Raw genomic sequence first — 22,790 nt, forward strand, 5'->3', positions numbered from 1 at the left:
ATGGTGGGCCGCCCCAGGGCAGCCTGCGATTGTGTGCCGCCTTGGAAACAAATGCACTTCAGCCGGAAGTATGCAATTTCATGATTCAGGATCGCGGCGACGCAGGCGCTGCAGGACGCCCTTCGCAGCGGCCACGCCGGTGGCCATCGAGGCGGTCAGGAGATAACCGCCGGTGGGCGCCTCCCAGTCGAGCATCTCGCCGGCGCAGAACAGGCCGGGCATTGCCGTGCTCATCAGGTGGCGGTCGAGCGCCTCGAAGCGCACACCGCCGGCGCTGCTGATCGCCTCGTCGATCGGCCGAGGTGCGGCGAGCCGCAATGGCAGCGCCTTGATGGTCTGGGCCAGCTTCTCGGGGTCATGCATCTCTTCGCGCGTGAGCACCTCGTGCAGCACCGCGGTCTTGATGCCGTCGAGGCCGAGCCGGCTCTTCAGGTGACTGGCGACCGAGCGGGCTCCACGCGGATGCAGCACGGCCGCACGTACCTGCTCGGCGCCGCGGTCGGGCAGCAGGTCGAGCCAGAGCGTGGCGTTGCCCTCGGCGGCAATCTGGTCGCGCAGCAGCGAGGACACCGCATAGACCAGGCTGCCTTCGACACCGGTCGCGGTCGCGACGAACTCGCCTTTGCGCGCAAAGCGGCGGCCCCCCGCATCGGTGAAGGAGACCGCCACCGATTTGAAGGGCCTGCCGGCGAAGCGCTCGGCGAAGTACGGCGTCCAGCCGACATCGAAGCCGCAATTGGCCGGCACAAGCGGGGCGACGTCCACGCCGTGCGCGGCCAGCCAGGGCACCCAGGACCCATCGGAGCCCAGCCGCGACCAGCTGGCGCCGCCCAGCGCCAGCACGGTGGCTTCGGCCCTCACCTCGAGCTCGCCGGCCGGCGTGGCGAAACGCAGCGCGTGCGGCGCCGCGTCTGCATCCGACCAACCGAGCCAGCGATGGCGCATGTGGAAACTCACGCCGCGCTCGCGCAGCCGATGCATCCAGGCGCGCAGCAGCGGTGCCGCCTTCATGTCGGCGGGAAACACGCGGCCCGAGCTGCCGACAAAGGTCTGGACGCCGAGGCCGTGGACCCACTCGCGCAGCGCCTCGGGCCCGAAGGCTTGCAGCAGCGGCTCGATCTGCGAGCGGCGCTCGCCGAAGCGGCCCGCAAAGCGCTCGAACGGTTCCGAATGCGTGAGGTTCAGGCCGCCGCGGCCCGCCAGCAGGAACTTGCGCCCGACCGACGGCATGGCGTCGTAGACATGCACCGCCAGGCCGTGCGTGCTCAGCACCTCGGCCGCCATCAGCCCGGCAGGGCCACCGCCGACGACGGCGATCTTCACGTCATCGCCACTCATTCGACCTCCACCAGTTTGCCCTGTCCCGTGAGGAATGCCGCGCACACGGTGTCGCCGGGGCAGGCCTCCTGCACGGCTTCGCGATAGCGCCGCATCTGCGCCATCAGCGCTGCATCGTGTTCGGGACGGGCGGCCGACTTGTAGTCGAGCACCCACCACACGCCATTCGCGCGATGCCGCACCAGGCGATCGATGCGCAGCACTTCGCCGGCATGCACCAGCGTGACTTCGTTGCCTTGCCAGGCCAGTGCTTCGGCATTCCAGGCCCACGCGCCCGCGCCTTCACGGATGCGCTGCGCCATCGCGGCAGCAACGCCGGCAGTGGCCGAGTCCAGCCCGAACTCGCGGCCGGCGGCGCGCACTTGGGCCGGTTCCGGAGGCGTACCGGGCTGCGCCCATTCGAGCAGGCGGTGCATTGCCTGGCCCAAGGCCGAGGCGCGCGAGTCGGCGCTCCTCGGCACAACTCGCGCGGCCGTGCGCACAAGGCCGGGCGGCACCGGCAACTGGAGCATGCAGAAGAATTCGGGCTCTGGCGACCCGCTGGCGTTCGGCGCACCGGCAGCGGCCACGGCGGTGTCGACCGGTTCGCAGAGCGCTTCCAGGCGGGCCCACCAGCTGCGGCCATCCGGCCGCGCCGCAGGGACCGCTGACAGCACCAGCTCGCCGCGTGCACGCGTGATCGCGACGTAGAGCCCATTGATTTCCTCGCGGTGCCGCGCGGCCTGCTCCTCGGCCAGGTCGCTGGTGGTGCAGGCGGGCGGGTTCTTCTCGCTCGCCACGAATACGAAGCGCTCCGGCGCCGCGGCCTGGCCCGGCCACTTCACGAGCACGCCCATGGTCTGTGCGCGCTGCGCGGACGCGTCGGTGTCCAGCATCAGCACCAGGTCGGCCTCCAGGCCCTTGGCGCCGTGCACGGTCAGCAACTGCACGGCATCTGCCGCAGCGACCGATGGCGCACGGACTCCTCCGCGGCGCAGGGCGCGGACGAAGGCGTAGGGCGTGGCGAAGCGCGCGCCGTCGAGCTCGAGCGAGGCGGCCATCAGCCCGCGCAGGTTGCCGAGCACCCCGGCCCGCAGCGCCGCGGGTGCGGCGGCAGCGAAGCGGCCAAGCACGTCGGCATCGTGATAGATGGCGCTCAAGGCATCGTGCGGCGGCCAATCGGCCAGCCAGCGTTGCCACTGGCGAAGCCGCGGGCCGATGCCCGCGAGCGGCGAAGGGAGATCTGGGGCCTGCAGCAGCTCGAACCAGCTCGCGCCCTGCTCGCGCTTGCGCAAGGCAAGGCTGACCAGGGCATCGTCATCGAGATGAAAGAGCGGTGAGCGCAGCGCGCGCGCCAGCGAAAGGTCGTGATCCGGCGAGACCAGCGAGTCGAGCAGCGCCACCATGTCCTGCACCTCGGGCGCGTCGTGCAGCTCGTTCTTCTCGGGCTGCTGGACGGCGATGTGCAGCTTGCGCAGTTCGTCCTGCAGAACGGCCAGCCGGCTGCGGCGGCGCGCCAGCACCATGATTCGGGCAGGCGCGAGGCCGTCGGCAATGCGGCCGGCGATCCAGCGCGCGGCCTGCTCGCATTCTTTCTGCAGCAGCTTTTCTTCCGGCAGCACGCGCGGCGTCGCAAGGCTGTCGCGCCAGAGGAGCATGCCCTCGTCGTCGGTCGCGCGGCCCTGCTCCTTGGGCGTGATCGCATCGCGCGGGATCGGCGGCAGCTTGCGGACCCGGCCTGCTGCGCGCGATTCGGTGGTGTGGTCCCGGAATCCGCTGAACTCGCCGCCGCGCTGCGCATCGCCCATGGCCGCGTTGACCAGGCCCACCACGGCCTGCGCGTTGCGATGGGTGTGGTCGCAATTGAGCAGGTCTCCGTCAAGGCCTTCCTTGACGAACTGCTTGGCCGCGATGAAAACCTGCGGCTCGGCGCGCCGGAAGCGATAGATGCTCTGCTTGGGGTCGCCCACGATGAACACGCCCGGCCGCCGCCCGCCCGCGCCCGCATAGCTGCCGAGCCAGCCGTGCAGCGCCTGCCATTGCAGCGGATTGGTGTCCTGGAACTCGTCGATGAGCAGATGCCGCACGCGCGCATCGAGCCGCTCCTGCACCCAGCCCCAGAGCTCCGAATTGCCGAGCAGCAGGTGCGCGGCCTGCTCGACGTCGTTCATGTCGACCCAGCCGTGCGCCGCCTTGACCTGGGCGAAGCATCGGATCAACAGTCGGGTGAGCCGCGCCATGCGCCGCTGATAGAGCCAGGCGGCATGCTGCGCCTGCGCCTCGCAATACTGCTGTACGTAGTGTTGCGCGGCACGCACGTCTTCCAAGCCGGCGAGCTTGTCGCTGAACTTGCGCGGCTCGCCCTTTTGCGTGAGCAGCGCGTCGAGAACGCCGGCGACACGCCCTATTGCTACGGCATGCTCCAGCTTCACGCCCTTCTGCGAGAAGGTCGGCGCGCTGGCGCGGCCCAGCGCGCGTGCCGCGGCGAGCAAGGCGGCGCGGCAGGCCGGATCGTGCAGCAGCCGGTCCTCGGGCGTGTCGGCTCCGGCGAAGGCCGGGTACAGCTCGCCCATGGGAACCACGCCCTCGTCGACGGCACCGCGGGCATCGGCGAGCACGAACTCGACGCGCCGCGTCAGGGCCTCGTCCAGCGCCTTGGCGGCCTGTGATCGGCCGTGGTCCGTGACGAGCGCGCGGTAGTCGGCGGCGGCCTCGGGATCGTCGGCCACAGCCGCGAAGAAGGGGCGCCAGACACGCGCGCGCGCCTCGGCATCGTCCTCCAGCAACTGGTAGTTGGCCGGCAGCTCCAGCCGCTCGAGCACCGCCACTGGGGCGCTGCGCAGCAGGCCGGCGAACCAGGCGTGGAAGGTGCGGAACTGGACCGGCCGCCCGCCGGCGAGCAGCTGTCGGTAGAGGCCCTGCAGGCGCGGCGCACGCGCCTCGGCGGATGCGCGGTCCATGCCGCGCATCACGAGCTCGGGCACCAGCGCCTCCACGGGCTGCGACGCGAAGGCCTCCAGCCACTGGTCGAGCCGCTCACGCATCTCGCCAGCGGCCTTCTTGGTGAAGGTGATGGCGAGGATCTCGTGCGGCGCGCAGGCGCCCTCGCCTTCTTCCAGCAGGGCACGCAGGATGCGCGAGACCAGCATCCAGGTCTTGCCCGCGCCCGCGCAGGCCTCTACCGCCACCGAGCGGCGCGGGTCGCAGGCGATGGCGTAGAACCGCTCGCGTGAGACCGCGGCACCGTTGTGTTCGTAGGCCGCGGCTTTCGATGTCGCCGGCACCGCGACCGGGACCGGTGCCTGGACGAGTGGCACAGTGGCCGCGACGGGCGCGACGGGCGCAACGGGCGCGACGGGCGGAGAGGGCTCGTTGCTCCAGAAGTCCTTGCGGCACAGCCCGCGTGCGCCGCAATGCTCGCAGACCTGCCCTTCGCCCAGCGCAGGCAGCGCCGCACCGCTGCCGATGCGCGCGAGATCGTCCATCACGCCGGCCACCAGGGCATCGCGCGCGGCGATCACGTCGGTCTGCTCGACGGTGCGGGTACCCGAGGCCTTTTCGCCGACATTGACGTACGCCGCGCGCAAACCGTCGTCCGGAAAGAGCGCAGCGTAGAAGGCCAGCTGGGTGTCCTCCGTAGGGTCCTTGACGCGATCGCGGGTCTTGTCTGCCGACTCGGTCTTGTAGTCGATCACGAAGGCGCGCCCGTCAGGGGTGGCGTCGACGCGGTCCAGCCTCCCGACCAGCTTCACGCTGCCCAGCGACAGCTCCTTCCACGGCTCCGATTCGACGAAGACGGCGCCTTCGTCCTGCTCGTGCGTGGCGAGCCAGGCGAGATAGCCGTCGCGCACCGCCGGCCACGCCGCCGCGAAGGGCAGGAACTCGGCCTGCGACAGGCCGAACTCGCGCGTCGCCTCCTGCTCGGCCGCAGCCATCAGCGCGAGCCGCGCGTCCAGCCCTGCATCGGGCGTCTGCTGGAGCGCCTCGTGAAAGTAGCCGAGCACCGCGTGCAGCCAGTTGCCGAAATCGCGCTTGTCGACCTCGGCGTCGAGCTCATCGCTGCTGCGCAGTCCGAGCTGGCGCATTGCGAAGAAGCGATAGGGGCAGCGGCGCAGGTCCTCGTAGGCCGTCGAGGACAGCGTTGCGGGGAGCAGCGCGTTGCCATGCGGCTGCGGACGTGGCGTGGGTTGCGCCGCCAGCTGCACCGCAGTCCGCGGGTCCGCAGCGGCAGCGGCGGCGTGCTCCAGCCGGAGCATCTGGAGCAAGGCGCTGGGGCGCACGGGCTCGCCGCTGGCATCGAAGCCGCGCCACAGCAAGTCGCAATGGGGCGCGCGCAGCGCGATGCCCCACGCAGCGCGTTGGGCAGCCTCCAGCGCCTCACGCGCAGGCAGCGCGAGGGCGAGGCGCTGCGCCGGCGTCCAGTCGCCGGGCGGCTCGGGCGATGCAGGCAGGCGCTGGTCGTCGCAGCCCGGGAGCACGACGGCGCCGAAGGGCCTGCCCAGCATCTGGTGCAGCGGCAGCACCACGACCCGCGGCTGTTCCTCGTCGGCAGGCAGGCGCACGCTCGCGGCTTCGAGCACGTCGCGCACCCAGGCGCTGAACTCCAGGAGCGTGCAGCGCGTGCCGCGCAGCTCGCTGTCGGCGTCGAGGTAGAGCGCGGCGATCATCTCGGCACCGACCACGTCCTGGTGCAGCAGGGGCCACTGCCCGCCGGCCTCGAGCAGCGCGCGCGTGGCCTCGAGCCACTCGCTCAGCGGCCTGGCGCGCAACAGGGTCATGCGCAACGATTCGACGTCATTGGTGAAGGCGAGCAGGTTCTGGTCGCGCGGGTGCTCGCTGATCGCAACGAAGGAACACCAGCCGCGCCAGTTGCGCATGCCGCGGTCGCGCAAGCGCGCCTCCAGCGCGCGGATGGTGCGGCCATCGAGGGCGGCGGCGCTCTTGAGCCAGTCCAGCACTTCGTCACTCGATGCATCATGGGCGCAGGCACGCAATACGCTCATCAGCGTTGCGGCGGCGCGTGTCGTCGAAAGCTTCCAACCGGTCTCATCCTGCGGCTGCACGCCGTGGGCGATCAACTGGGCGCTGATGCGGCGCGTCAACGCGCGGTCGGTAGCCACCAGGGCCACTGGCGCGCGGCTCTCGGCGAGGTGGCGCAGCACGCAGGCGGCGGCGCGCTGGGCCTCGTCCTCGGGGTCGTCGCAGGGGTGCAGGTGCGCAATGCAGGCAGGCGTGGACTGCGTCGCCAGCGGCAGGCTGAGCGCGCGGGCGCCGAACAGGGCCGCGAGCTTGTTGGCCAGCGGATCGCTCTGCAGGCCTTCGAGCACGATCATCTGGTCGACTCGGGCCAGCACGTCATCAGAGAGCAGCACGTCAGTCGCATAGCCGGAACTCGCAGCCCACGCCAGCGCGATGCCGTTGAGCGCGCTCTCGGTGTCGAACCACTCCGAGCCGCGGCCGGCCATCAGAGCCTCGCGCACGCGTTGAGCCCAGCCCGCGCGATCGTTCGGAAGCTCGGCCGCAGCCAAAGGCGCGAGCTGCAGGGCGATCTCGACCAGCCGGCCCGCCAGCGCGTTGCCCGCGCCACCGAAGCCGGCGCGGGCAAGCAGCGACTGCGCCGTCAGCAGGTCACGGGCCATGTCGAAGGCGATGTCGTCGCCGCCCGGAACGAAGCCGCCCACGCTGCGCGCCCAGTTGCGCGTGGTCTCGAAACGCGGCGCAAAACCCGGAGCACCGCAGCTGGCCCAGTTGGCGCGCGCCACCTGCATCAGCTGCGCGTAGGGCACCAGCACCACGGTGCGCGCGGCGTGCAGCCCGCGCTCGGCGAGCAGGCGTGAGATGCGGGCGACCAGGCCGTCGGCCGGGTCGCACCAAAGAGCATGCGCGGGGTGGCGATCGGAAGAGTTCATCGGGGGTTCTTGTAGGGCTTTGGCTATCGAGGCCATAGCGTGCGCGCCGACCACGGCATCACTTGGTTTCTGTCACAATGGCCCGCACTTTAGCTGCACCATCATCCAGCCCAGAAGGACCCATCCCATGGCCAGCGAACTCATCAAACACATCTCCGATTCTTCTTTCGAGGCTGACGTCCTCAAGTCCGGCAAGCCTGTGCTCGTGGACTACTGGGCCGAATGGTGCGGTCCCTGCAAGATGATCGCCCCTATCCTCGACGAAGTCTCCAGCACCTACGAAGGCAAGCTGCAGGTCGCCAAGATGAACGTCGACGAGAACCGCGACATCCCCGCGAAGTTCGGCATCCGCGGCATCCCGACCTTGATGCTGTTCAAGGACGGCCAGCTGGCGGCGACCAAGGTCGGTGCAATGAGCAAGGCCCAGCTCACAGCCTTCATTGATCAGCAACTCGCCTGAGTGTTCCCGCGGGGCTGCCGGCGCGCAAGGCACTGGCGGCCCTTGTCCTTTTTCCTGTCATAATCTTCGCAGTTCACCGGCCCTTCTTTCTGGCAGCCGGTTCGAGTTCCCCGGTTTGTGAGGCCTCCTCGCCTCTCCTCAAACCTCCCCCCAGGTTCTTTCCGACAGTTTCCCCGCAAGGGGTCGTTCCATGCACTTAAACGAACTCAAGGCACTTCACGTGTCTGAAGTCTTCAAGCAGGCTGAAGCTTTGGAGATCGAGAACACCGGCCGCATGCGCAAGCAGGAGCTGATGTTCGCGATCATCAAGAAGCGGGCAAAGGCCGGCGAGCAGGTCTTCGCCGACGGCGTGCTCGAAATCCTGCCGGACGGCTTCGGCTTCCTGCGCAGCCCGGACACCAGCTTCACCGCCAGTACCGACGACATCTACATCAGTCCCAGCCAGGTGCGGCGCTTCAACCTGCACACCGGCGACCTGATCGAGGGCGAGGTGCGCATTCCCAAGGACGGCGAGCGCTACTTTGCCTTGACCAAGCTGGACAAGGTCAACGGCGGCGCGCCCGAGGCGAACAAGCACAAGGTGATGTTCGAGAACCTCACGCCGCTGTTTCCCAAGGAGCTGATGCGCCTGGAGCGCGACAACTTCAAGGGCGAGGAGAACATCACCGGCCGCATCATCGACATCATCGCCCCCATCGGCAAAGGCCAGCGTGCGTTGCTGGTGGCGCCGCCCAAGAGCGGCAAGACGGTGATGATGCAGCACATGGCGCACGCGATCAGCGCCAACTACCCCGAGGTCCACATGATGGTGCTGCTCGTCGACGAGCGGCCCGAGGAAGTGACCGAGATGCAGCGCACGGTGAAGGGCGAGGTCATCGCCTCCACCTTCGACGAGCCTGCCGCACGCCATGTGCATGTGGCCGAGATGGTGATCGAGCGCGCCAAACGCCTCGTCGAACTCAAGAAGGACGTGGTGATCCTGCTGGACTCGATCACCCGGCTGGCTCGTGCCTACAACAATGTCGTGCCCTCCTCGGGCAAGGTGCTGACTGGCGGTGTCGACTCCAACGCGCTGCAGCGCCCCAAGCGCTTCCTGGGCGCGGCGCGCAACGTGGAAGAAGGCGGGTCGCTGACCATCATCGGCACTGCGCTGATCGATACAGGCAGCCGCATGGACGAAGTCATCTTCGAGGAGTTCAAGGGCACGGGCAACTCCGAAATCCACCTGGACCGCCGCCTCTACGAGAAGCGCGTGTTTCCCTCGCTCCAGCTCAACCGCAGCGGCACCCGCCGCGAGGAATTGCTGCTGCCGCCCGAAATCCTGCAGAAGACACGCATCCTGCGCCAGCTCATGTACAACATGGACGAGATCGAGGCGATGGAGCTCATGCTGAAGAACATGAGGGCCACCAAGACCAATGTCGAGTTCTTCGACATGATGCGCCGAGGCGGGTAAGGCTCGCCCGGACCTCAGCGCGCCGGGAAGGCGCGGCCTTCGGCGGCGCTTTGGCGGCCGAGGTCCAGAAGCTCCATGAGTTCAACCGCCTGCTCGGGCGCAACGGGGTTCTCGCCCTTGCCGAGGATCGCGTCGCGCACCTCAGCGTAGTAAGTCATGTAGTTGCCGGCCATGGTCGGCACATTTCTCCGCCTGGATTGGCCGGCGTCGGATGGCAAGGTCAGCTCGCCATCGAGGCCGTCGGCGCCCCAACCTTCCCCGCCGGGCTTTCTACCGGCACGCAGGGCATCCTCCTGCGGATCGACCCCGCGCTTGACGTAGCTGCCGCGCGTGCCGTGGACGATGTAGCGGGGAGCGGCATGGGCCGCCAGCGTGGTTGCGTGCAGCACCACGCGCAGCGGCGCATGCGAGCCGCTCTCGTAACGCAGCACGGCGTGAAAGTAGTCCTCGACGAGCGCCCCGTCGCGCAGGCAGGCGGTGTCGAGCTGCAACGTGTCAGGCCGCCCGAAGAGCCGCACTGCCTGGTCCAACAGGTGCGAACCCAAGTCCACCCAGAGCCCGGCCCCCGGCGCCGGCTGCTCGCGCCAGCGCTCGCGCACCTGGGGACGGAAGCGGTCGAAATGCGATTCGAGATAGACCGGCCGGCCCAGTTCGCCGCTGGCGAGCAGCGCCTTCAGCGTCAGGAAGTCCGAGTCGAAGCGGCGGTTCTGATAGACCGACAGCAGCAGGCCCTGCCGTTGCGCCAAGGACGCGAGCTCCCGTGCCTGGGCCGCATCGAGGGTGAAAGGCTTGTCGACCACCACGTGCTTGCCCGCACCCAGCGCGGCCTTGGCCACCGGATGGTGCTGCGCATTGGGCGTCGCGACCACGACCAGATCGATGTCCGAACGCCCCAACAGCGCCGCCACGTCGGGCACCACGTCGACGTCGGGCCATTCCTCGTGCACCTTGTGCGGCCGGGAACTGGCCACTGCCGCCAATTGCAGGCCCGGCACGGCCGAGAGCACGGGCGCGTGAAAAGTCTGGCCGGCAAAACCGAAACCGACCAGGCCGGCGCGCAAAGGGCTTGAGTTCATGGCTGTAGGGTGTGAATGGGATTGGCGCCCAAAAGGACCAGTATGCGATAATCGCAGGCTCCGCGAAAAGTGCAGCCCGGCGCCGTGCCGGAGGGACGCATCTTCAGAAGTCTCATGAAGGACGAAGGCGTTCGATCTTGTGGCTCTCGCATCGACCAAAGGAAGAAATCATGGCTAAAGAAGGCATTCACCCGAACTACCGCGAGGTCCTGTTCGTCGATCTGTCGAACGGCTTCAAGTTCGTCACCCGTTCCTGCGTGAACACCAAGGAAATGGGCAAGACCGACGACGGCCGCGAGCTGCCGCTCTTCAAGCTCGACACCTCGAGCGAGTCGCACCCCTTCTACACGGGCACCCAGAAGTCGGTGGACAACATGGGCGGTCGCGTCGAGAGGTTCCGCAACCGTTTCGGCAAGACCGGCGCTGCTGCCTCCAAGTAAGGCAGGCGCTTCCGAGTCGAGGGCAGCCCGGTTTACCGCGCTGCCCTTTTTCTTTTGGTCTCCCCTCCACCCAGACGCCTTTCCCGTTGAACCACCCGACGCCAGCGATCGTTGCCCAGAGCGCCGTGCGCCGCCTGCCGCGCATCGCCCTGATCCTGCTGTGCGCGGCCTACCTGATGCCCGGCCTGGTGGGGCGCGGACCCTGGAAGAGCGCGGACATCGTCTCCTTCGGCTACATGGCCGAGTTGGCGCGCAGCACCGAAGGCCTGGCCCGCTGGCTCGATCCGATGCTGCTGGGCCTCCGGCCCGAGACGCCCGCCCTGATCCCATACTGGATCGGCGCGTGGGCGATCAAGATTGCGCCGGCCTGGGTGCATCCCGACCTCGCCGTCCGCATCGCTTTCGCGCTGCTGCTCTGGGGCGCGTTCATGGCGACCTGGTACGCGGTCTATTACCTCGCGCGCACCACGCAGGCACAGCCGGTCGCCTTCGCCTTCGGCGGCGAGGCACGTCCCACCGACTACGCCCGCGCCATTGCCGACGGCGCGCTGCTGGCACTGATCGCCTGCCTGGGCCTGGCCCAGCTTGGGCATGAGACCACCCCGGCGCTGGCCCAGCTCTTCTTCGCTTCGCAGCTGTTTTACGGCGTCGTCGCCCTTCCATACCACCGCATCGGTCCGATCGTCGCCCTCGTGATCGGCGCGGCCGGCATGACGCTGAGCGGAGGCCCGACGGTGGGGCTGGCGCTGGGCATCGGCTGCGTGATCTTCCTCGCCCTGGACCGCCGGCGCGGCGGCATGGAGCAGACATCCGGCGACGAGCCCACCTATTCCGCGGGCGCCATTGCCACGATCTTCGGTGCCACACTGCTGGCCGGGCTCCTGGCCGCCTGGCTCGGCCTGTTGCAGTGGAAGATCGAGCTGCCTGGCAGCCAGCCTGGCACCCGCATCTGGAGCGAGGTACGCAGCCAGGCCAAGCTGCTGCTGTGGTTTACCTGGCCGGCGTGGCCGCTCGCGGTATGGACCCTGTGGCGCTGGCGCCGGCAGTTGACGGCGCGCCACGTCGCACTACCGCTGTGGTTCGCCCTGGTGCCGCTGGCCGCCACCTGGACCACCAGTTTTTCCGAGCGCTCGCTGCTGCTCGCCCTGCCGGCCTTCGCGACGCTGGCGGCGTTCGCCCTGCCGACCTTCAGGCGCAGCGTCGCCGCGCTGATCGACTGGTTCACGCTGCTCTTCTTCAGCGTCTGGGCGATCATCTTCTGGGTGATCTGGGTCGCGATGCAGACCGGCTTTCCGGCAAAGACGGCCGCCAACGTGGCAAAGCTGGCGCCCGGCTTCGTCCCGCACTTCTCCGCCACCGCTTTTGTTTTCGCCATCGCCGCCACGCTTGCCTGGGCCTGGCTGGTGCGCTGGCGCACCGGCCGGCAGCGCGCCGCGCTGTGGAAGACCCTGGTCCTGCCGGCTGGCGGCGCGGCCCTCTGCTGGATGCTGGTGATGACACTGTGGCTGCCGTTGCTGGACTACGCCCGCAGCTACGCACCGCAGGTGCGCGCCATCTCCGAGCGGGTCGGACAGCCGAGCTGCATGTCCGAGCTGGCGCTGGGTCGGCCCCATATCGCGGCACTGCGCCATCACGGGCAGATCAACCTGCAGCCGCTGCTGGGCGGCCCGAGCTGCCCCTGGCTGATCGTCAGCCCGGAAGCCATCGGGCGCCTGCACACGCTGGTCAATCTCGAGAGCTGGCGCCTCATCGGCACCCTGCGCCGGCCCACCAGTCCCAGCGACGACCTGCTGCTCTACCAAAGAACCGCGCCTTGAGCAGCGAACGGCGCGTCATTGCACGCCACGCCGGGACGGTTCTGGCCGGCCAGATGGCCGTGATGGCCTTCGGCGTCACCGACACCATCGTCGCCGGCCGCTATGCCGAGGGCGCACTGGCGGCGCTGTCGGTGGGCTCGGCCATCTTCGTCAGCGTCTACGTCTCGCTGCTCGGGATGCTGCAGGCGCTGCTGCCGGTCTGGGCCGAACTGCACGGCGCGCAGCGCACCGCGGAAGTCGGCCGCTCCGTGCGCCAGTCGCTCTACCTGTGCGCCTTCGCAATCGTCCTGGGCATGGCGATCCTGCTCTTTCCCGCACCGCTGCTGCGCTGGGCCGAGGTGCCGCACGCCATGCGCGCCGACGTGGAAGCCTATCTCCAGGTCCTGGCCTTCGCGCTGGCCCCGGCGCTTCTGTTTCGGGTGTTCAGCACGCTCAACCAGAGCCTTGGCCAACCCCAGCTCGTGACCTGGCTCCAGCTGGCCTCGCTGGCGCCAAAGCTGGCCCTGTCGATCTGGTTCACCTTCGGCGGCGCCGGCCTGCCGGCCATGGGCCTGGTGGGCTGCGCTTGGGCCACGCTGGCAGTCAACTGGACCATGCTCGCGTGCGCGGCATGGCTGCTGCGCAGCCAGTCCATCTTCCGCGACTACCGCATCTGGCGCCGCATCGAGCCGCCTGACTGGCGCCACCTCAGGCAGTTCGCCCGGCTCGGCATTCCGGCGGGCCTCGCCGTGCTGGTGGAGGTCACCTCCTTTACTCTGATGGCGCTGTTCATCGCCCGTCTCGGCACCGCCGCCTCGGCGGCCCACCAGATTGCATCCAACCTCACGGCCGTCGCGTACATGGTGCCGCTGTCGATCGCCATCGCGACCAGCGCGCGCGTGAGCTTCTGGCTCGGCGCTGGCGATGCCGCACTGGCACGGCGCGCCTGTGTTCGCGGCTTTCAGCTGGCCCTTCTGGGCGCCCTGCTGTTCGCCGCGGCCATGGCGCTGCTGCGCTGGCGCCTGGCCGCCATCTACTCCGCCAATCCCGCAGTGGTGGCGCTGGGCGCCACACTGCTGCTGGCGACCGCCGCCTACCACCTGGCCGATGCTGTCCAGACGCTGTGCGTCTTCGTGCTGCGCTGCTACCGCGTCACGGTGACGCCGCTGGTGCTGTACTGCACGCTGCTCTGGGGCGTCGGGCTGGGCGGCAGCTACCTGCTGGCTTATCGCGGCATCGGTCCCTGGCCGGCGATGCAATCGCCACTGGCCTTCTGGCTCATGAGTGCGCTAGCCTTGGCGATGGCCGCGGCGCTGATGCTCGCGCTGCTGTGGTCGACGCTCAGGCGACGGCGCTGACGGCAGTAGCCTGTCGCAAGCGCGTGACCGGGAACAGCAACGCAAAGCGCGAGCCCTTGCCCACCACGCTCTCGATGCGCAGCTCGGCGCCGTGGCGCTGCGCCACGTGCTTCACGATCGCCAGGCCCAGGCCGGTGCCGCCGGTCTCCCGCGAGCGGCTGCGATCGATGCGGTAGAAGCGCTCGGTGAGGCGCGGGATGTGCTCCGCCGCGATGCCCGGGCCGCTGTCGCGCACCGCGTACTCGCCGCGGCCATCGGGCAGGACCCGCCAGGTCACCGCCACTTCGCCGCCGCCGGGCGTGTAGCGGATCGCATTGCTCAGCAGGTTGGACATGGCGCTCTGCAGCTCGGTGGCCGCACCGGCGATCTCGGAATCGGCTTCCAGCATGAAGCTCAGCTTGTGTCCCTTCGGGCTCAGCCGGTTCGACAGGCCGCGGCCCTCGTCCTCGCACTGCGCCATCAGCGCACGCACGCGGGTCCAGCGGTTGGAAGGCGGCGCCGCACTGCCTTCCAGGCGCGACAGCGTGAGCAGGTCGTTGACCAGCGTCTCCATGCGGTGCGACTGCTGGGCCATGAGCGCCAGATAGCGAGATCGCTCCTCGGCGTCCAGCGGCAGGTTCTGCAAGGTCTCGACGAAGCCGGCGAGCACCGTGAGCGGTGTGCGGATCTCGTGCGAGACATTGGCAACGAAGTCGCGCCGCATGGCCTCGGCCTGCTCCAGCGAGGTGATGTCGCGCGTCAGCAGCATGCGGCGATTGCCGGCGTACGGGTGCACCTGCACCGACAGCCGCACCGGATGGCCGCGATGGCCGTGGATTTGCGACGGCGCGTCGATGACCACGTCGCGGCTGTAGTTCCACGAAGCGAGGTAGGCCACGAAAGCAGGATCGCGCACCAAATTCGAGAGATGCTGCAAGAGGTCGCGCTCGGCATCGATGCCGAACTGGCCGGCCGCGGTCTGGTTGCACCACTCGATGCGGCCCTGCTCATCGAGCAGCACCACACCGTTCGGCGAGGCCTGGATGGCGGCCAGGAACTCCTGCAGGCGGTCCTCGGCCTGCCGGGTCTGCTGCTCGCGCGCGCGCAGCAGCTTGCGAATGCGTTCGGCGATCTCGCCCCACACGCCCGACCCACGCGACGGCAGGCCGCTGCCGTCGTGGCGCAGCACGTCCAGCAGCCGCTGGGCGCGCCAGGCGTCGAGCCCGAGCCACAGCACCGCACCCAGCCATGCGCCCAGCCACAAAAAGTGAAGCCCTGCCATTGCCGCGACGATGGCGGCCCCGAGCACGGAAGCGATCAGGAAAGTTGCGATACGAAACGGCATGCCTGCCCATTGTGCCGCCGCGTGCTCGCCGGCGAGCCCTTCACACGGTGATCTGTGCCGTGAGTCTGTAGCCGGCGCCGCGCACGGTCTCGACCATCGGCGCTGCGGCGCCCAGCGACTCGCGCAGGCGTTTGACGTGCACGTCGACCGTGCGCTCCTCGATGTAGACGTGATCGCCCCACACCTTGTCCAGCAGTTGGGAACGGCTGTGCACACGCTCGGCGTGCTGCATCAGGTAGCCCAGCAGCTTGAACTCGGTCGGCCCGACCTTCAGCGGCAAGCCTTGCCAGGTCACGCGGTGCGTTGCCGTATCGAGGGCCAGCTCGCCGATTTCGACGCGCTCGGCCACCACCTCGGGCGCCCGGCGCCGCAGCACGGCCCGGATACGCGCCAGCATTTCCTGCGTGGAGAAGGGCTTGGTGATGTAGTCGTCTGCCCCGGCGTCCAATCCGGCGACCTTGTCAGGTTCGTCGCCGCGCGCCGTCAGCATGAGGATCGGCATGCTCTTGGTGCGCGGGTCCTTGCGCCACTGTCGCGCCAATTGAAGGCCGCTCTGGCCCGGCAGCATCCAGTCGAGCAGAACCAGGTCGGGCAGACAGGCGTCGATCTCGCGCTGCGCCGCCGCGCCGTCCTCCGCCCAGATCGGCTCGAAGCCGTTGTGGCGCAGGTTGACGGCAATGAGCTCGGCAATCGAGGATTCGTCTTCGACGATCAGGACGCGGGGTTTCTTCATTGATGAAAATGCAAGCCTATTAAGCCTATTGAAGTGCCGACTCGATCTCTTGCATCGAAGTGTGCCGCACGTCGGCGCCCTTGACGATGTAGATGATGAACTCGGCGATGTTCTTCGCATGATCGCCGATGCGCTCGATGGCCTTCGCCAGGAACAGCAGGTCGAGGCTGGCTGAGATGGTGCGCGGGTCTTCCATCATGTAGGTGACCAGCTTGCGCACGAAGCCGTCGAACTCCTGGTCGATCAGGTCGTCGTCCTTGAGGATCGACAGCGCGGCGGCGGTGTCCAGACGCGCAAAGGCGTCGAGCGCCTTGCGCAGCAAGCCCGAGGCCAGGTCGGCCGCAACGCGCAGCTCGGTGGAGGGCAGCGCCCGCGCCGAGCCGCTCTCGATGATCTTCTTCACCATCCGCGCAATCTTGTTGGCCTCGTCCCCCACGCGCTCGAGGTTGGCGGTGGTCTTCGAGATGGCGATCAGGAGGCGCAGGTCGCGCGCCGTCGGCTGGCGCCGCGCGATGATCGAGGACAACTCGCGGTCGATCTCGATCTCCATCGCGTTGACGCGGATCTCGGTCTCGATCACCCGATTGGCCGAGTCCGTGTCGAACTGTGCCAACGCATACACGGCCTGGTTGATCTGGGACTCGACCATGCCGCCGAGTTCCATGACGCGCGACGAGACCGCGTTCAGCTCGCTGTCGAACTGGCTGGAGAGATGTTTCTCGGTCATGACGCTCCTTTCAGCCGAAACGGCCGGTGATGTAGTCCTCGGTCTCTTTGCGCCTGGGCTTGAAGAAAAGCTCTTCGGTAGCGCCGAACTCGATCAGGTCGCCCAGGTACATGTACGCCGTGTAGTCGCTGCAGCGTGCCGCCTGTTGCATGTTGTGGGTCACGATGACCACCGTGTATTCGTTCTTCAGCTCGGCAATCAGTTCCTCAATCTTGGCCGTGGAGATCGGGTCCAGCGCCGAGCACGGCTCGTCGAGCAGCAGCACCTCGGGCTTGATCGCGATTCCGCGGGCAATGCAAAGCCGCTGCTGCTGGCCGCCGGACAGGCCCGAGCCGCTCTGCTGCAGCTTGTCGCGCACCTCGGTCCAGAGCGCGGCCTTCTTGAGCGCCCACTCGACACGGTCGTCCATCTCGGAGGCGCTCAGGTTCTCGAACAGCTTCACGCCGAAGGCGATGTTGTCGTAGATCGACATCGGGAAAGGCGTCGGCTTCTGGAACACCATGCCGATCTTGGCGCGGATCAGCGCCACGTCCTGCCTGGAGGTCAGCAGGTTCTCGCCGTCCAGCGCGATCACGCCTTCGGCGCGCTGCTCCGGATAGAGCTCGAACATGCGGTTGAACGTGCGAAGCAGCGTCGACTTGCCACAGCCCGAGGGGCCGATGAAGGCGGTGACCTTGTTCTCGGGGATCTCGAGGTTGATGCCCTTGAGCGCGTGGAACTTGCCGTAGTAGAAGTTCAGGTTCTTGACCGAGATCTTCGCGGGAGACGGCTGTACGGCGATGGTGGATGGCATGGTGTTCAGTGTTTGTTGCGCGTCAGGACGCGAGCGAGGATATTGAGCGCCAGCACCGCGACGGTGATCAGGAACACACCGGCCCAGGCCAGCTGCTGCCAGTTCTCGTAGGGGCTCATCGCGAACTTGAAGATGGTCACCGGCAGGCTGGCCATCGGCTGCGTCATGTCGGCGGTCCAGAACTGGTTGTTGAGCGCGGTGAAGAGCAGCGGCGCGGTCTCCCCCGCAATACGCGCCACCGCCAGCAGGATGCCCGTGACCACCCCGGCGCGCGCCGCACGCAGCGTGATGCTCATGATCACCCGCCACTTCGGCGTGCCGAGCGCGTAGGCGGCTTCGCGCAGTCCGGCCGGGACCAGCTGCAGCATGTTCTCGGTGGTGCGGATCACGACCGGGATCACGATCAGCGCCAGTGCCATCGCCCCGGCCAGCCCCGAGAAGGACCTGAAGTACGCCACTGCAATCGCGTAGACGAACAGGCCGATCACGATCGAGGGTGCCGACAGCAGGATGTCGTTGACAAAGCGCGTGACACCCGCCAGCCAGCCCTTGGGGTTGTATTCCGCCAGGTAGATGCCGGCCATGATGCCGATCGGCGTGCCGACGAAGGTGGCCAGCAGCACCATGGCCAGCGAGCCGAAGATCGCATTGGCGATACCGCCGGCCTCGTTCGGAGGTGGCGTCATCTCGGTGAAGGTGGCGATCGCCAGGCCGCCGACGCCGAGGCGCAGCGTTTCCCACAAGATCCAGACCAGCCAGAACACGCCGAAGGCCATCGCGGCCATCGACAGCGACAGCGCGATGATGTTGATGCGCTTGCGGCTCGCGAACCTGGCCGCGCGCGTCTCGTCGAGCGCCTTCGCGCTGAGCAGTCGTTCCGCTGTACTCATAAAAGAACCTCCGCGCTGCGCGCTGCGGTATTCGCCTTCGGAGCGGCCGTGCGGCTCATAGAAAAACCTCCGCGCTGCGCGCTGCGGTATTCGCCTTCGGAGCGGCCGTGCGGCTCATGACTTCTTGCCCTCGCTCTTCTGCATCTGCTGCAGCAGCAGCTTCGACAGCGACAGCACCACGAAGGTGATGAAGAACAGCACCAGGCCGAGATACATCAGCGAAGCCTGGTGCAGGCCCGCACCTGCTTCCGCGAACTCGTTGGCCAGCACCGAGGTGATGCTGTTGGCCGCCTCGAACACCGAGAGCGAGTTCAGCTGGTTGGTATTGCCGATCACGAAAGTGACCGCCATGGTCTCGCCCAGCGCACGGCCGAGGCCCAGCATGATGCCGCCGATCACGCCGGCCTTGGTATAGGGCAGCACCACCCTGGAGACCACTTCCCAGGTCGTCGAGCCGAGGCCGTACGCCGACTCCTTGAGCAGCGGCGGCGTGACTTCGAACACGTCGCGCATCACCGAGGCAATGAAGGGGATGATCATGATCGCCAGGATGATGCCGGCCGACAGAATGCCGATGCCGACCGGTGGGCCGGACACCAGTGCGCCCAGGTAAGGCACCCCATCGAACAATCTCTGCAGCGGCTGCTGCACGTAGGTCGAGAGGATCGGGCCGAACACCAGCAGGCCCCACATGCCGTAGACGATCGAGGGCACCGCGGCCAGCAGTTCGATCGCAGTGCCGAGCGGCCGCTTGAGCCAGGCCGGCGACATCTCGGTGAGGAACAGTGCGATACCGAAGCTCACCGGCACTGCGATGACCAGCGCAATCAGCGAAGTGGCGAGCGTGCCGTAGATCATCACCAGACCGCCGTACTCGTTCTGGACCGGGTCCCACACGCTGCTGGTGAGAAAGCCGAGGCCGAACTTGGAGATCGCGGGCCAGGCACCTACGAAGAGCGACAAGAGAATGCCGATCAGCATCGCCAGCGTCAGCAGCGCAGCTCCCTTGGCGGCCATCCCGAACAGGCGATCGACGGTGGCGCCGGTGCGCGGCTTCCTGGCGGAAGGCGGGCTGTTGTTTGTGCGTATGCCCTCGGGCGGCAGCTCAAGAGGGTTTGCGGCAGCGGGAAAACTGGATGACACAGGTCGCTCCGGAATCGGCGCGTGCTCGAGCGGTGTGCTCATGACGCGCCGGCTTGGATTACTTGGCGCTGACCGCGAGGGGCTTGCCCGACGCGTCCTTGATGTCACCCCAGGCCGTCGCGATGATGCCCTTCACCTTGTCAGGCATCGGCACGTAGTCGAGGTCGCCGGCGGTCTTGTCGCCATTCTTGTAGGCCCAGTCGAAGAACTTGAGCGTGGTGGTCGCCTGCGCCGGCTTGTCCTGCGTCTTGTGCATCAGGATGAAGGTCGCGCCCGTGATGGGCCACGACTGCTCGCCGGGCTGGTTGGTCAGCACCTGGTAGAAAGTCCTGGACCAGTCGGCACCGGCGGCCGCCGCCTTGAACGCGTCATCGTCCGGGGTGACGAACTTGCCGGCAGCGTTCTGCATCTGCGCATAGGTCATCTTGTTCTGCTTGACGTAGGCGTACTCGACGTAGCCGATCGAATTGGGCAGCTTGCTGACGAACTGCGCAACGCCTTCGTTGCCCTTGCCGCCCGCGCCAGTGGGCCAGTTCACGGCAGTGCCGTCACCGACCTTGGCCTTCCAGTCCGGGTTGGCCTTGCTCAGGTAGTTGGTGAACAGGAAGGTGGTGCCGGAACCATCGGCGCGGCGCACCGGGGCGATCGCGGCGTCGGGCAGCGCGAGCGAACCGTTCAGCGCCTTGATCGCCGGGTCGTTCCACTTGGTGATCTTGCCAAGGTAGATGTCGCCGAGCACCTGGCCACTGAGCTTGAGCTCGCCCGCCTTGATTCCCTGAACGTTGACCACCGGAACCACGCCGCCGATGACGGTGGGGAACTGCAGCAGGCCCTTGGCCTTGAGATCTTCGTCGGTCAGCGGCATGTCGGAAGCGCCGAAATCCACCGTCTTGGCATCGATCTGCTTGATGCCGGCGCCGGAACCCACCGACTGGTAGTTGATCTTCGCGCCGGTCGCCTTGTTGAAATCGGAGGCCCACTTGGAGTACAGCGGCGCCGGGAAACTTGCGCCTGCGCCCGTGGCGTCCTGGGCAAGGGCTGGGACATGGGCCATTGCCGCGGCAAACAGGCCGGCGGCTGCAAACTTGAACGTCGTTTTCATGAGGCTTCCTTCTGGATGTGCAAAACCCCTTTGCCGGGGACTTGACAGCGACTCTAGAAAGCTTGTGTGACATGAATATGACACCCTCCTCAGAGGGAGAGCGGCCGTCACTGTGGGCGAATTCCATGACGATGTCACACAAACGTCATGCTCCCTGCCTGGCCTGGGCAGGCCCGTGCCGCGGTGCCTGCCTACGCAGCACCGGGCGGCCGTGAGGCTACGATCAGGGCCCTGCGCTTCTCCATCTCGACATGCAAAACGGAACCCGCCTCGCCGCGGTCGATCTCGGCTCGAACAGCTTCAGGCTCGAAATCGGCCGGGTCGACCACGGCCAGATCCACCGCACCGAATATCTGAAGGAGACTGTCCGGCAGGGAAACGGCCTGGACGCGGCCCGCAATCTCACGCCAGAGGCCATGCAGCGCGGCTGGGAGACCCTCGCCCGCTTTGGTGAGCGGCTGGCGGGCTTCAAGCGCTCGCAGGTCCGCGCGGTGGCCACCCAGACCCTGCGAGAAGCCCGCAACCGCGACGAGTTCCTGCTGCGCGCGCGCACCATCCTTGGCTTCGGCATCGACGTCATCACCGGCCGCGAGGAGGCTCGCCTCATCTACCAGGGCGTGGCGCACCTGCTGCCCCATACCGACGCCTCGGACCAGGAGCGCCGGCTGGTGGTGGACATCGGCGGCCGCTCGACCGAGATGATCATCGGCACCGGCCTGGAAGCGACCGTGATGGAGTCGTACCGGGTCGGAAGCGTCGCCTGGTCGATGAAGCACTTTCCCGAGGCCCAATTCACCCCTGGCGCGTTCCGTGCCGCGGAGGTCGCCGCCAAGGCAGTGCTGGACGAAGCGCTCGGCACTTACGTGCCCGACCGCTGGGACGTGGCGTACGGCGCTTCCGGCACGATAGGCGCGGTCGGCGACGTGCTGGGAGCGGCCGGCGGCGAGCCTGGCGTCATCACGCGCGACGGGCTCGACTGGCTGGTCGAGCGCCTGCTGAAGGCCGGCAGCGCCGACCGCTTGCGCATCGAGGGGATGCGGGAAGACCGCAAGGCGGTGATCGGCGGCGGCGTGAGCGTGCTGCGGGCCGTCTTCGACTTGCTCGAGATCGACGAGATGAAGGTGGCGCAGGGCGCCCTGCGCCACGGCGTGCTCCATGAGCTGCTCGAGCGCGACGAGAGCGTAGCCGACCTGCGTGCCGCCACGGTCGCGCGCCTGGCCAGCCGCTTCGCGGTCGACTCCGCCCAGGTGAGGCGGGTCGGAGAGACGGCCGCGGCGCTGTTCCTGCAACTGGAGCCGGCCTCGCGCGGCGCCGGCACCACCAGCCGCGCCGGCCGCGCGCTGCGCAAGCTCGGCTGGGCTGCACAGCTGCACGAGATCGGCACTCACATCTCGCACAGCGACTACCACAAGCACGGCGCCTACATCCTGGACAACACCGACGCACCGGGCTTCGCGGTCAACGAGATGCATTCGCTCAGCCAGCTGGTGCTGGGCCACCGGGGCAAGCTGCGCAAGCTCGAGGGTGCGCTGGACGACGAGGTCTTCGTGCCCCAGCTGCTGGCGCTGCGGCTGTCAGTGCTCCTGTGCCATGCACGGCGTGATCCCGATCTGCAGGCGCTGCGGCTGGTGCGTGCCGACAGCCGCGTTTTCATCCTGACATGCCGCAACGGCTGGTCGGAGACCTATCCGCAATCGGCCCACCTGCTGCGCGAGGAAGTACTGGCCTGGCAGAAGACGCCCTGGCGGGTCCAGCTCGAAGGCGTCTGAATCGCAGGCCGCGGCGTGCTTGCGCCAGCTGACTACAGCAGTTCGGGCGACTGCACCGTCACCACCACCGTCTGGGTGTCGCCGTCGCGCTCGCGCGTGCGGATCCACCAGACGGCGCCCTTGCGCACCGGGCAGCTGTCCTGCTTGAGCCCTAGCAGCAGCGAGATGGCCTGGCCCAGCGACGGCTGATGGCCGACCAGCAACACCACCGACTTGCCATTGGGCCAGCCGGCGCCGCCCAGCAGGGCGTCCGCCGTGGTGTCGGGCGAGAGCTCGCTGCGCAGCTTGTACTTGCGGCCCAGCGCAAGCACCGTCTGCTCGCAACGCCGCGCCGGGCTGCAGACGACGCGCGTGCCCTCGGGCAACTGCCGGTCCAGCCAGGCGGCCATGCGCTTGGCCTGCTTCTCGCCGCGCGGTGTCAGCGAGCGCTGCAGGTCGTCGCAACCTTCGGTCCAGTCCTCGGCCTCGGCATGACGCCAGAAGATCAGGTCCATGCA

Annotated in this window: 17 protein-coding genes and 1 pseudogene; 6 read left to right on the forward strand and 12 right to left on the reverse strand. The window is 68.0% G+C overall.

Annotated elements, in window-relative coordinates; genetic code table 11:
- Window positions 1-78: 78 nt before the first annotated feature.
- The 3 genes and pseudogenes from G3W89_RS18205 to G3W89_RS33580 all read right to left on the reverse strand — a co-directional run.
- A complete protein-coding gene (locus tag G3W89_RS18205) occupies window positions 79-1,338 on the reverse strand; it encodes a TIGR03862 family flavoprotein (protein ID WP_162575494.1) in 1,260 nt (419 codons plus the stop codon).
- Entirely contained in the window at window positions 1,335-4,601 is a 3,267-nt protein-coding gene (locus G3W89_RS18210) for a UvrD-helicase domain-containing protein (protein ID WP_162577539.1), read from the reverse strand. The genes G3W89_RS18205 and G3W89_RS18210 overlap by 4 nt, the downstream gene beginning before the upstream one ends.
- A gap of 117 nt (window positions 4,602-4,718) precedes the next feature.
- Window positions 4,719-7,262 (reverse strand): annotated as a pseudogene (locus G3W89_RS33580) (PD-(D/E)XK nuclease family protein); the annotation flags it as partial.
- A gap of 91 nt (window positions 7,263-7,353) precedes the next feature.
- Here G3W89_RS33580 and trxA point away from each other — a divergent pair.
- The gene (gene trxA / locus G3W89_RS18220; protein WP_068686060.1) at window positions 7,354-7,686 is read left to right on the forward strand and encodes a thioredoxin TrxA; all 333 of its coding nucleotides are present in this window, start codon (window positions 7,354-7,356) and stop codon (window positions 7,684-7,686) included.
- A gap of 190 nt (window positions 7,687-7,876) precedes the next feature.
- On the forward strand, window positions 7,877-9,142 hold the full coding sequence (gene rho / locus G3W89_RS18225) for a transcription termination factor Rho (RefSeq protein WP_162575495.1): 1,266 nt from the start codon (window positions 7,877-7,879) through the stop codon (window positions 9,140-9,142).
- 14 nt (window positions 9,143-9,156) lie between these two features.
- Here the strand turns inward: rho and G3W89_RS18230 are convergent, their stop codons facing one another.
- Window positions 9,157-10,218 carry an oxidoreductase gene (locus G3W89_RS18230; protein ID WP_162575496.1) on the reverse strand — a complete coding sequence of 354 codons (1,062 nt, stop codon included), beginning with the start codon at window positions 10,216-10,218 and terminating at the stop codon, window positions 9,157-9,159.
- A 170-nt stretch (window positions 10,219-10,388) separates the two neighbouring features.
- Here G3W89_RS18230 and G3W89_RS18235 point away from each other — a divergent pair, with 170 nt between their 5' ends.
- From G3W89_RS18235 to G3W89_RS18245, 3 genes are all read left to right on the forward strand, one after another.
- Window positions 10,389-10,658, forward strand: coding sequence for a type B 50S ribosomal protein L31 (locus G3W89_RS18235; protein WP_162575497.1), 270 nt, complete (start codon window positions 10,389-10,391; stop codon window positions 10,656-10,658).
- Window positions 10,659-10,744: 86 nt separating this feature from the next.
- Entirely contained in the window at window positions 10,745-12,475 is a 1,731-nt protein-coding gene (locus tag G3W89_RS18240; protein WP_162575498.1) for a hypothetical protein, read from the forward strand.
- Window positions 12,472-13,812 carry an MATE family efflux transporter gene (locus G3W89_RS18245; RefSeq protein WP_232076616.1) on the forward strand — a complete coding sequence of 447 codons (1,341 nt, stop codon included), beginning with the start codon at window positions 12,472-12,474 and terminating at the stop codon, window positions 13,810-13,812. Before G3W89_RS18240 ends, G3W89_RS18245 begins: the two co-directional genes overlap by 4 nt.
- Here the strand turns inward: G3W89_RS18245 and phoR are convergent.
- From phoR to pstS, 7 genes are all read right to left on the reverse strand, one after another.
- Entirely contained in the window at window positions 13,796-15,136 is a 1,341-nt protein-coding gene (gene phoR / locus G3W89_RS18250; protein ID WP_162575499.1) for a phosphate regulon sensor histidine kinase PhoR, read from the reverse strand. The two genes, G3W89_RS18245 and phoR, sit on opposite strands and share 17 nt — an antisense overlap.
- Window positions 15,137-15,176: 40 nt before the next feature.
- The gene (gene phoB / locus G3W89_RS18255) at window positions 15,177-15,869 is read right to left on the reverse strand and encodes a phosphate regulon transcriptional regulator PhoB (RefSeq protein ID WP_162575500.1); all 693 of its coding nucleotides are present in this window, start codon (window positions 15,867-15,869) and stop codon (window positions 15,177-15,179) included.
- A gap of 25 nt (window positions 15,870-15,894) precedes the next feature.
- Window positions 15,895-16,596, reverse strand: a complete 702-nt coding sequence (gene phoU / locus G3W89_RS18260) for a phosphate signaling complex protein PhoU (RefSeq protein WP_162575501.1) — start codon at window positions 16,594-16,596, stop codon at window positions 15,895-15,897.
- 10 nt (window positions 16,597-16,606) lie between these two features.
- Window positions 16,607-17,389, reverse strand: coding sequence for a phosphate ABC transporter ATP-binding protein PstB (gene pstB / locus G3W89_RS18265; protein ID WP_162575502.1), 783 nt, complete (start codon window positions 17,387-17,389; stop codon window positions 16,607-16,609).
- A 5-nt stretch (window positions 17,390-17,394) separates the two neighbouring features.
- Window positions 17,395-18,279, reverse strand: a complete 885-nt coding sequence (gene pstA / locus G3W89_RS18270) for a phosphate ABC transporter permease PstA (protein ID WP_162575503.1) — start codon at window positions 18,277-18,279, stop codon at window positions 17,395-17,397.
- 114 nt (window positions 18,280-18,393) lie between these two features.
- The gene (pstC, locus tag G3W89_RS18275) at window positions 18,394-19,464 is read right to left on the reverse strand and encodes a phosphate ABC transporter permease subunit PstC (protein ID WP_162575504.1); all 1,071 of its coding nucleotides are present in this window, start codon (window positions 19,462-19,464) and stop codon (window positions 18,394-18,396) included.
- A gap of 16 nt (window positions 19,465-19,480) precedes the next feature.
- On the reverse strand, window positions 19,481-20,524 hold the full coding sequence (gene pstS, locus G3W89_RS18280) for a phosphate ABC transporter substrate-binding protein PstS (protein ID WP_162575505.1): 1,044 nt from the start codon (window positions 20,522-20,524) through the stop codon (window positions 19,481-19,483).
- A 251-nt stretch (window positions 20,525-20,775) separates the two neighbouring features.
- On the opposite strand from pstS, the gene G3W89_RS18285 reads away from it, so the two are divergent.
- The gene (locus G3W89_RS18285) at window positions 20,776-22,293 is read left to right on the forward strand and encodes a Ppx/GppA phosphatase family protein (RefSeq protein ID WP_162575506.1); all 1,518 of its coding nucleotides are present in this window, start codon (window positions 20,776-20,778) and stop codon (window positions 22,291-22,293) included.
- A gap of 32 nt (window positions 22,294-22,325) precedes the next feature.
- On the opposite strand, the gene G3W89_RS18290 is transcribed toward G3W89_RS18285, so the two are convergent.
- A complete protein-coding gene (locus G3W89_RS18290; RefSeq protein WP_162575507.1) occupies window positions 22,326-22,787 on the reverse strand; it encodes a SixA phosphatase family protein in 462 nt (153 codons plus the stop codon).
- Between the last annotated feature and the right edge of the window lie 3 nt (window positions 22,788-22,790).

It is taken from the genome of Variovorax sp. PBL-H6 (genome assembly GCF_901827155.1).
Lineage (GTDB): Bacteria > Pseudomonadota > Gammaproteobacteria > Burkholderiales > Burkholderiaceae_C > Variovorax.

Excerpts from the sequence above, each read along its gene's own strand:
- G3W89_RS18205 (WP_162575494.1), bottom strand. The coding sequence starts at position 1,338 with ATGAGTGGCGATGACGTGAAGATCGCCGTCGTCGGCGGTGGCCCTGCC.
- trxA (WP_068686060.1), top strand. The coding sequence starts at position 7,354 with ATGGCCAGCGAACTCATCAAACACATCTCCGATTCTTCTTTCGAGGCT.
- rho (WP_162575495.1), top strand. The coding sequence starts at position 7,877 with ATGCACTTAAACGAACTCAAGGCACTTCACGTGTCTGAAGTCTTCAAG.
- G3W89_RS18230 (WP_162575496.1), bottom strand. The coding sequence starts at position 10,218 with ATGAACTCAAGCCCTTTGCGCGCCGGCCTGGTCGGTTTCGGTTTTGCC.
- G3W89_RS18235 (WP_162575497.1), top strand. The coding sequence starts at position 10,389 with ATGGCTAAAGAAGGCATTCACCCGAACTACCGCGAGGTCCTGTTCGTC.
- phoR (WP_162575499.1), bottom strand. The coding sequence starts at position 15,136 with ATGCCGTTTCGTATCGCAACTTTCCTGATCGCTTCCGTGCTCGGGGCC.
- phoB (WP_162575500.1), bottom strand. The coding sequence starts at position 15,869 with ATGAAGAAACCCCGCGTCCTGATCGTCGAAGACGAATCCTCGATTGCC.
- phoU (WP_162575501.1), bottom strand. The coding sequence starts at position 16,596 with ATGACCGAGAAACATCTCTCCAGCCAGTTCGACAGCGAGCTGAACGCG.
- pstB (WP_162575502.1), bottom strand. The coding sequence starts at position 17,389 with ATGCCATCCACCATCGCCGTACAGCCGTCTCCCGCGAAGATCTCGGTC.
- pstA (WP_162575503.1), bottom strand. The coding sequence starts at position 18,279 with ATGAGTACAGCGGAACGACTGCTCAGCGCGAAGGCGCTCGACGAGACG.
- pstC (WP_162575504.1), bottom strand. The coding sequence starts at position 19,464 with ATGAGCACACCGCTCGAGCACGCGCCGATTCCGGAGCGACCTGTGTCA.
- pstS (WP_162575505.1), bottom strand. The coding sequence starts at position 20,524 with ATGAAAACGACGTTCAAGTTTGCAGCCGCCGGCCTGTTTGCCGCGGCA.
- G3W89_RS18285 (WP_162575506.1), top strand. The coding sequence starts at position 20,776 with ATGCAAAACGGAACCCGCCTCGCCGCGGTCGATCTCGGCTCGAACAGC.
- G3W89_RS18290 (WP_162575507.1), bottom strand. The coding sequence starts at position 22,787 with ATGGACCTGATCTTCTGGCGTCATGCCGAGGCCGAGGACTGGACCGAA.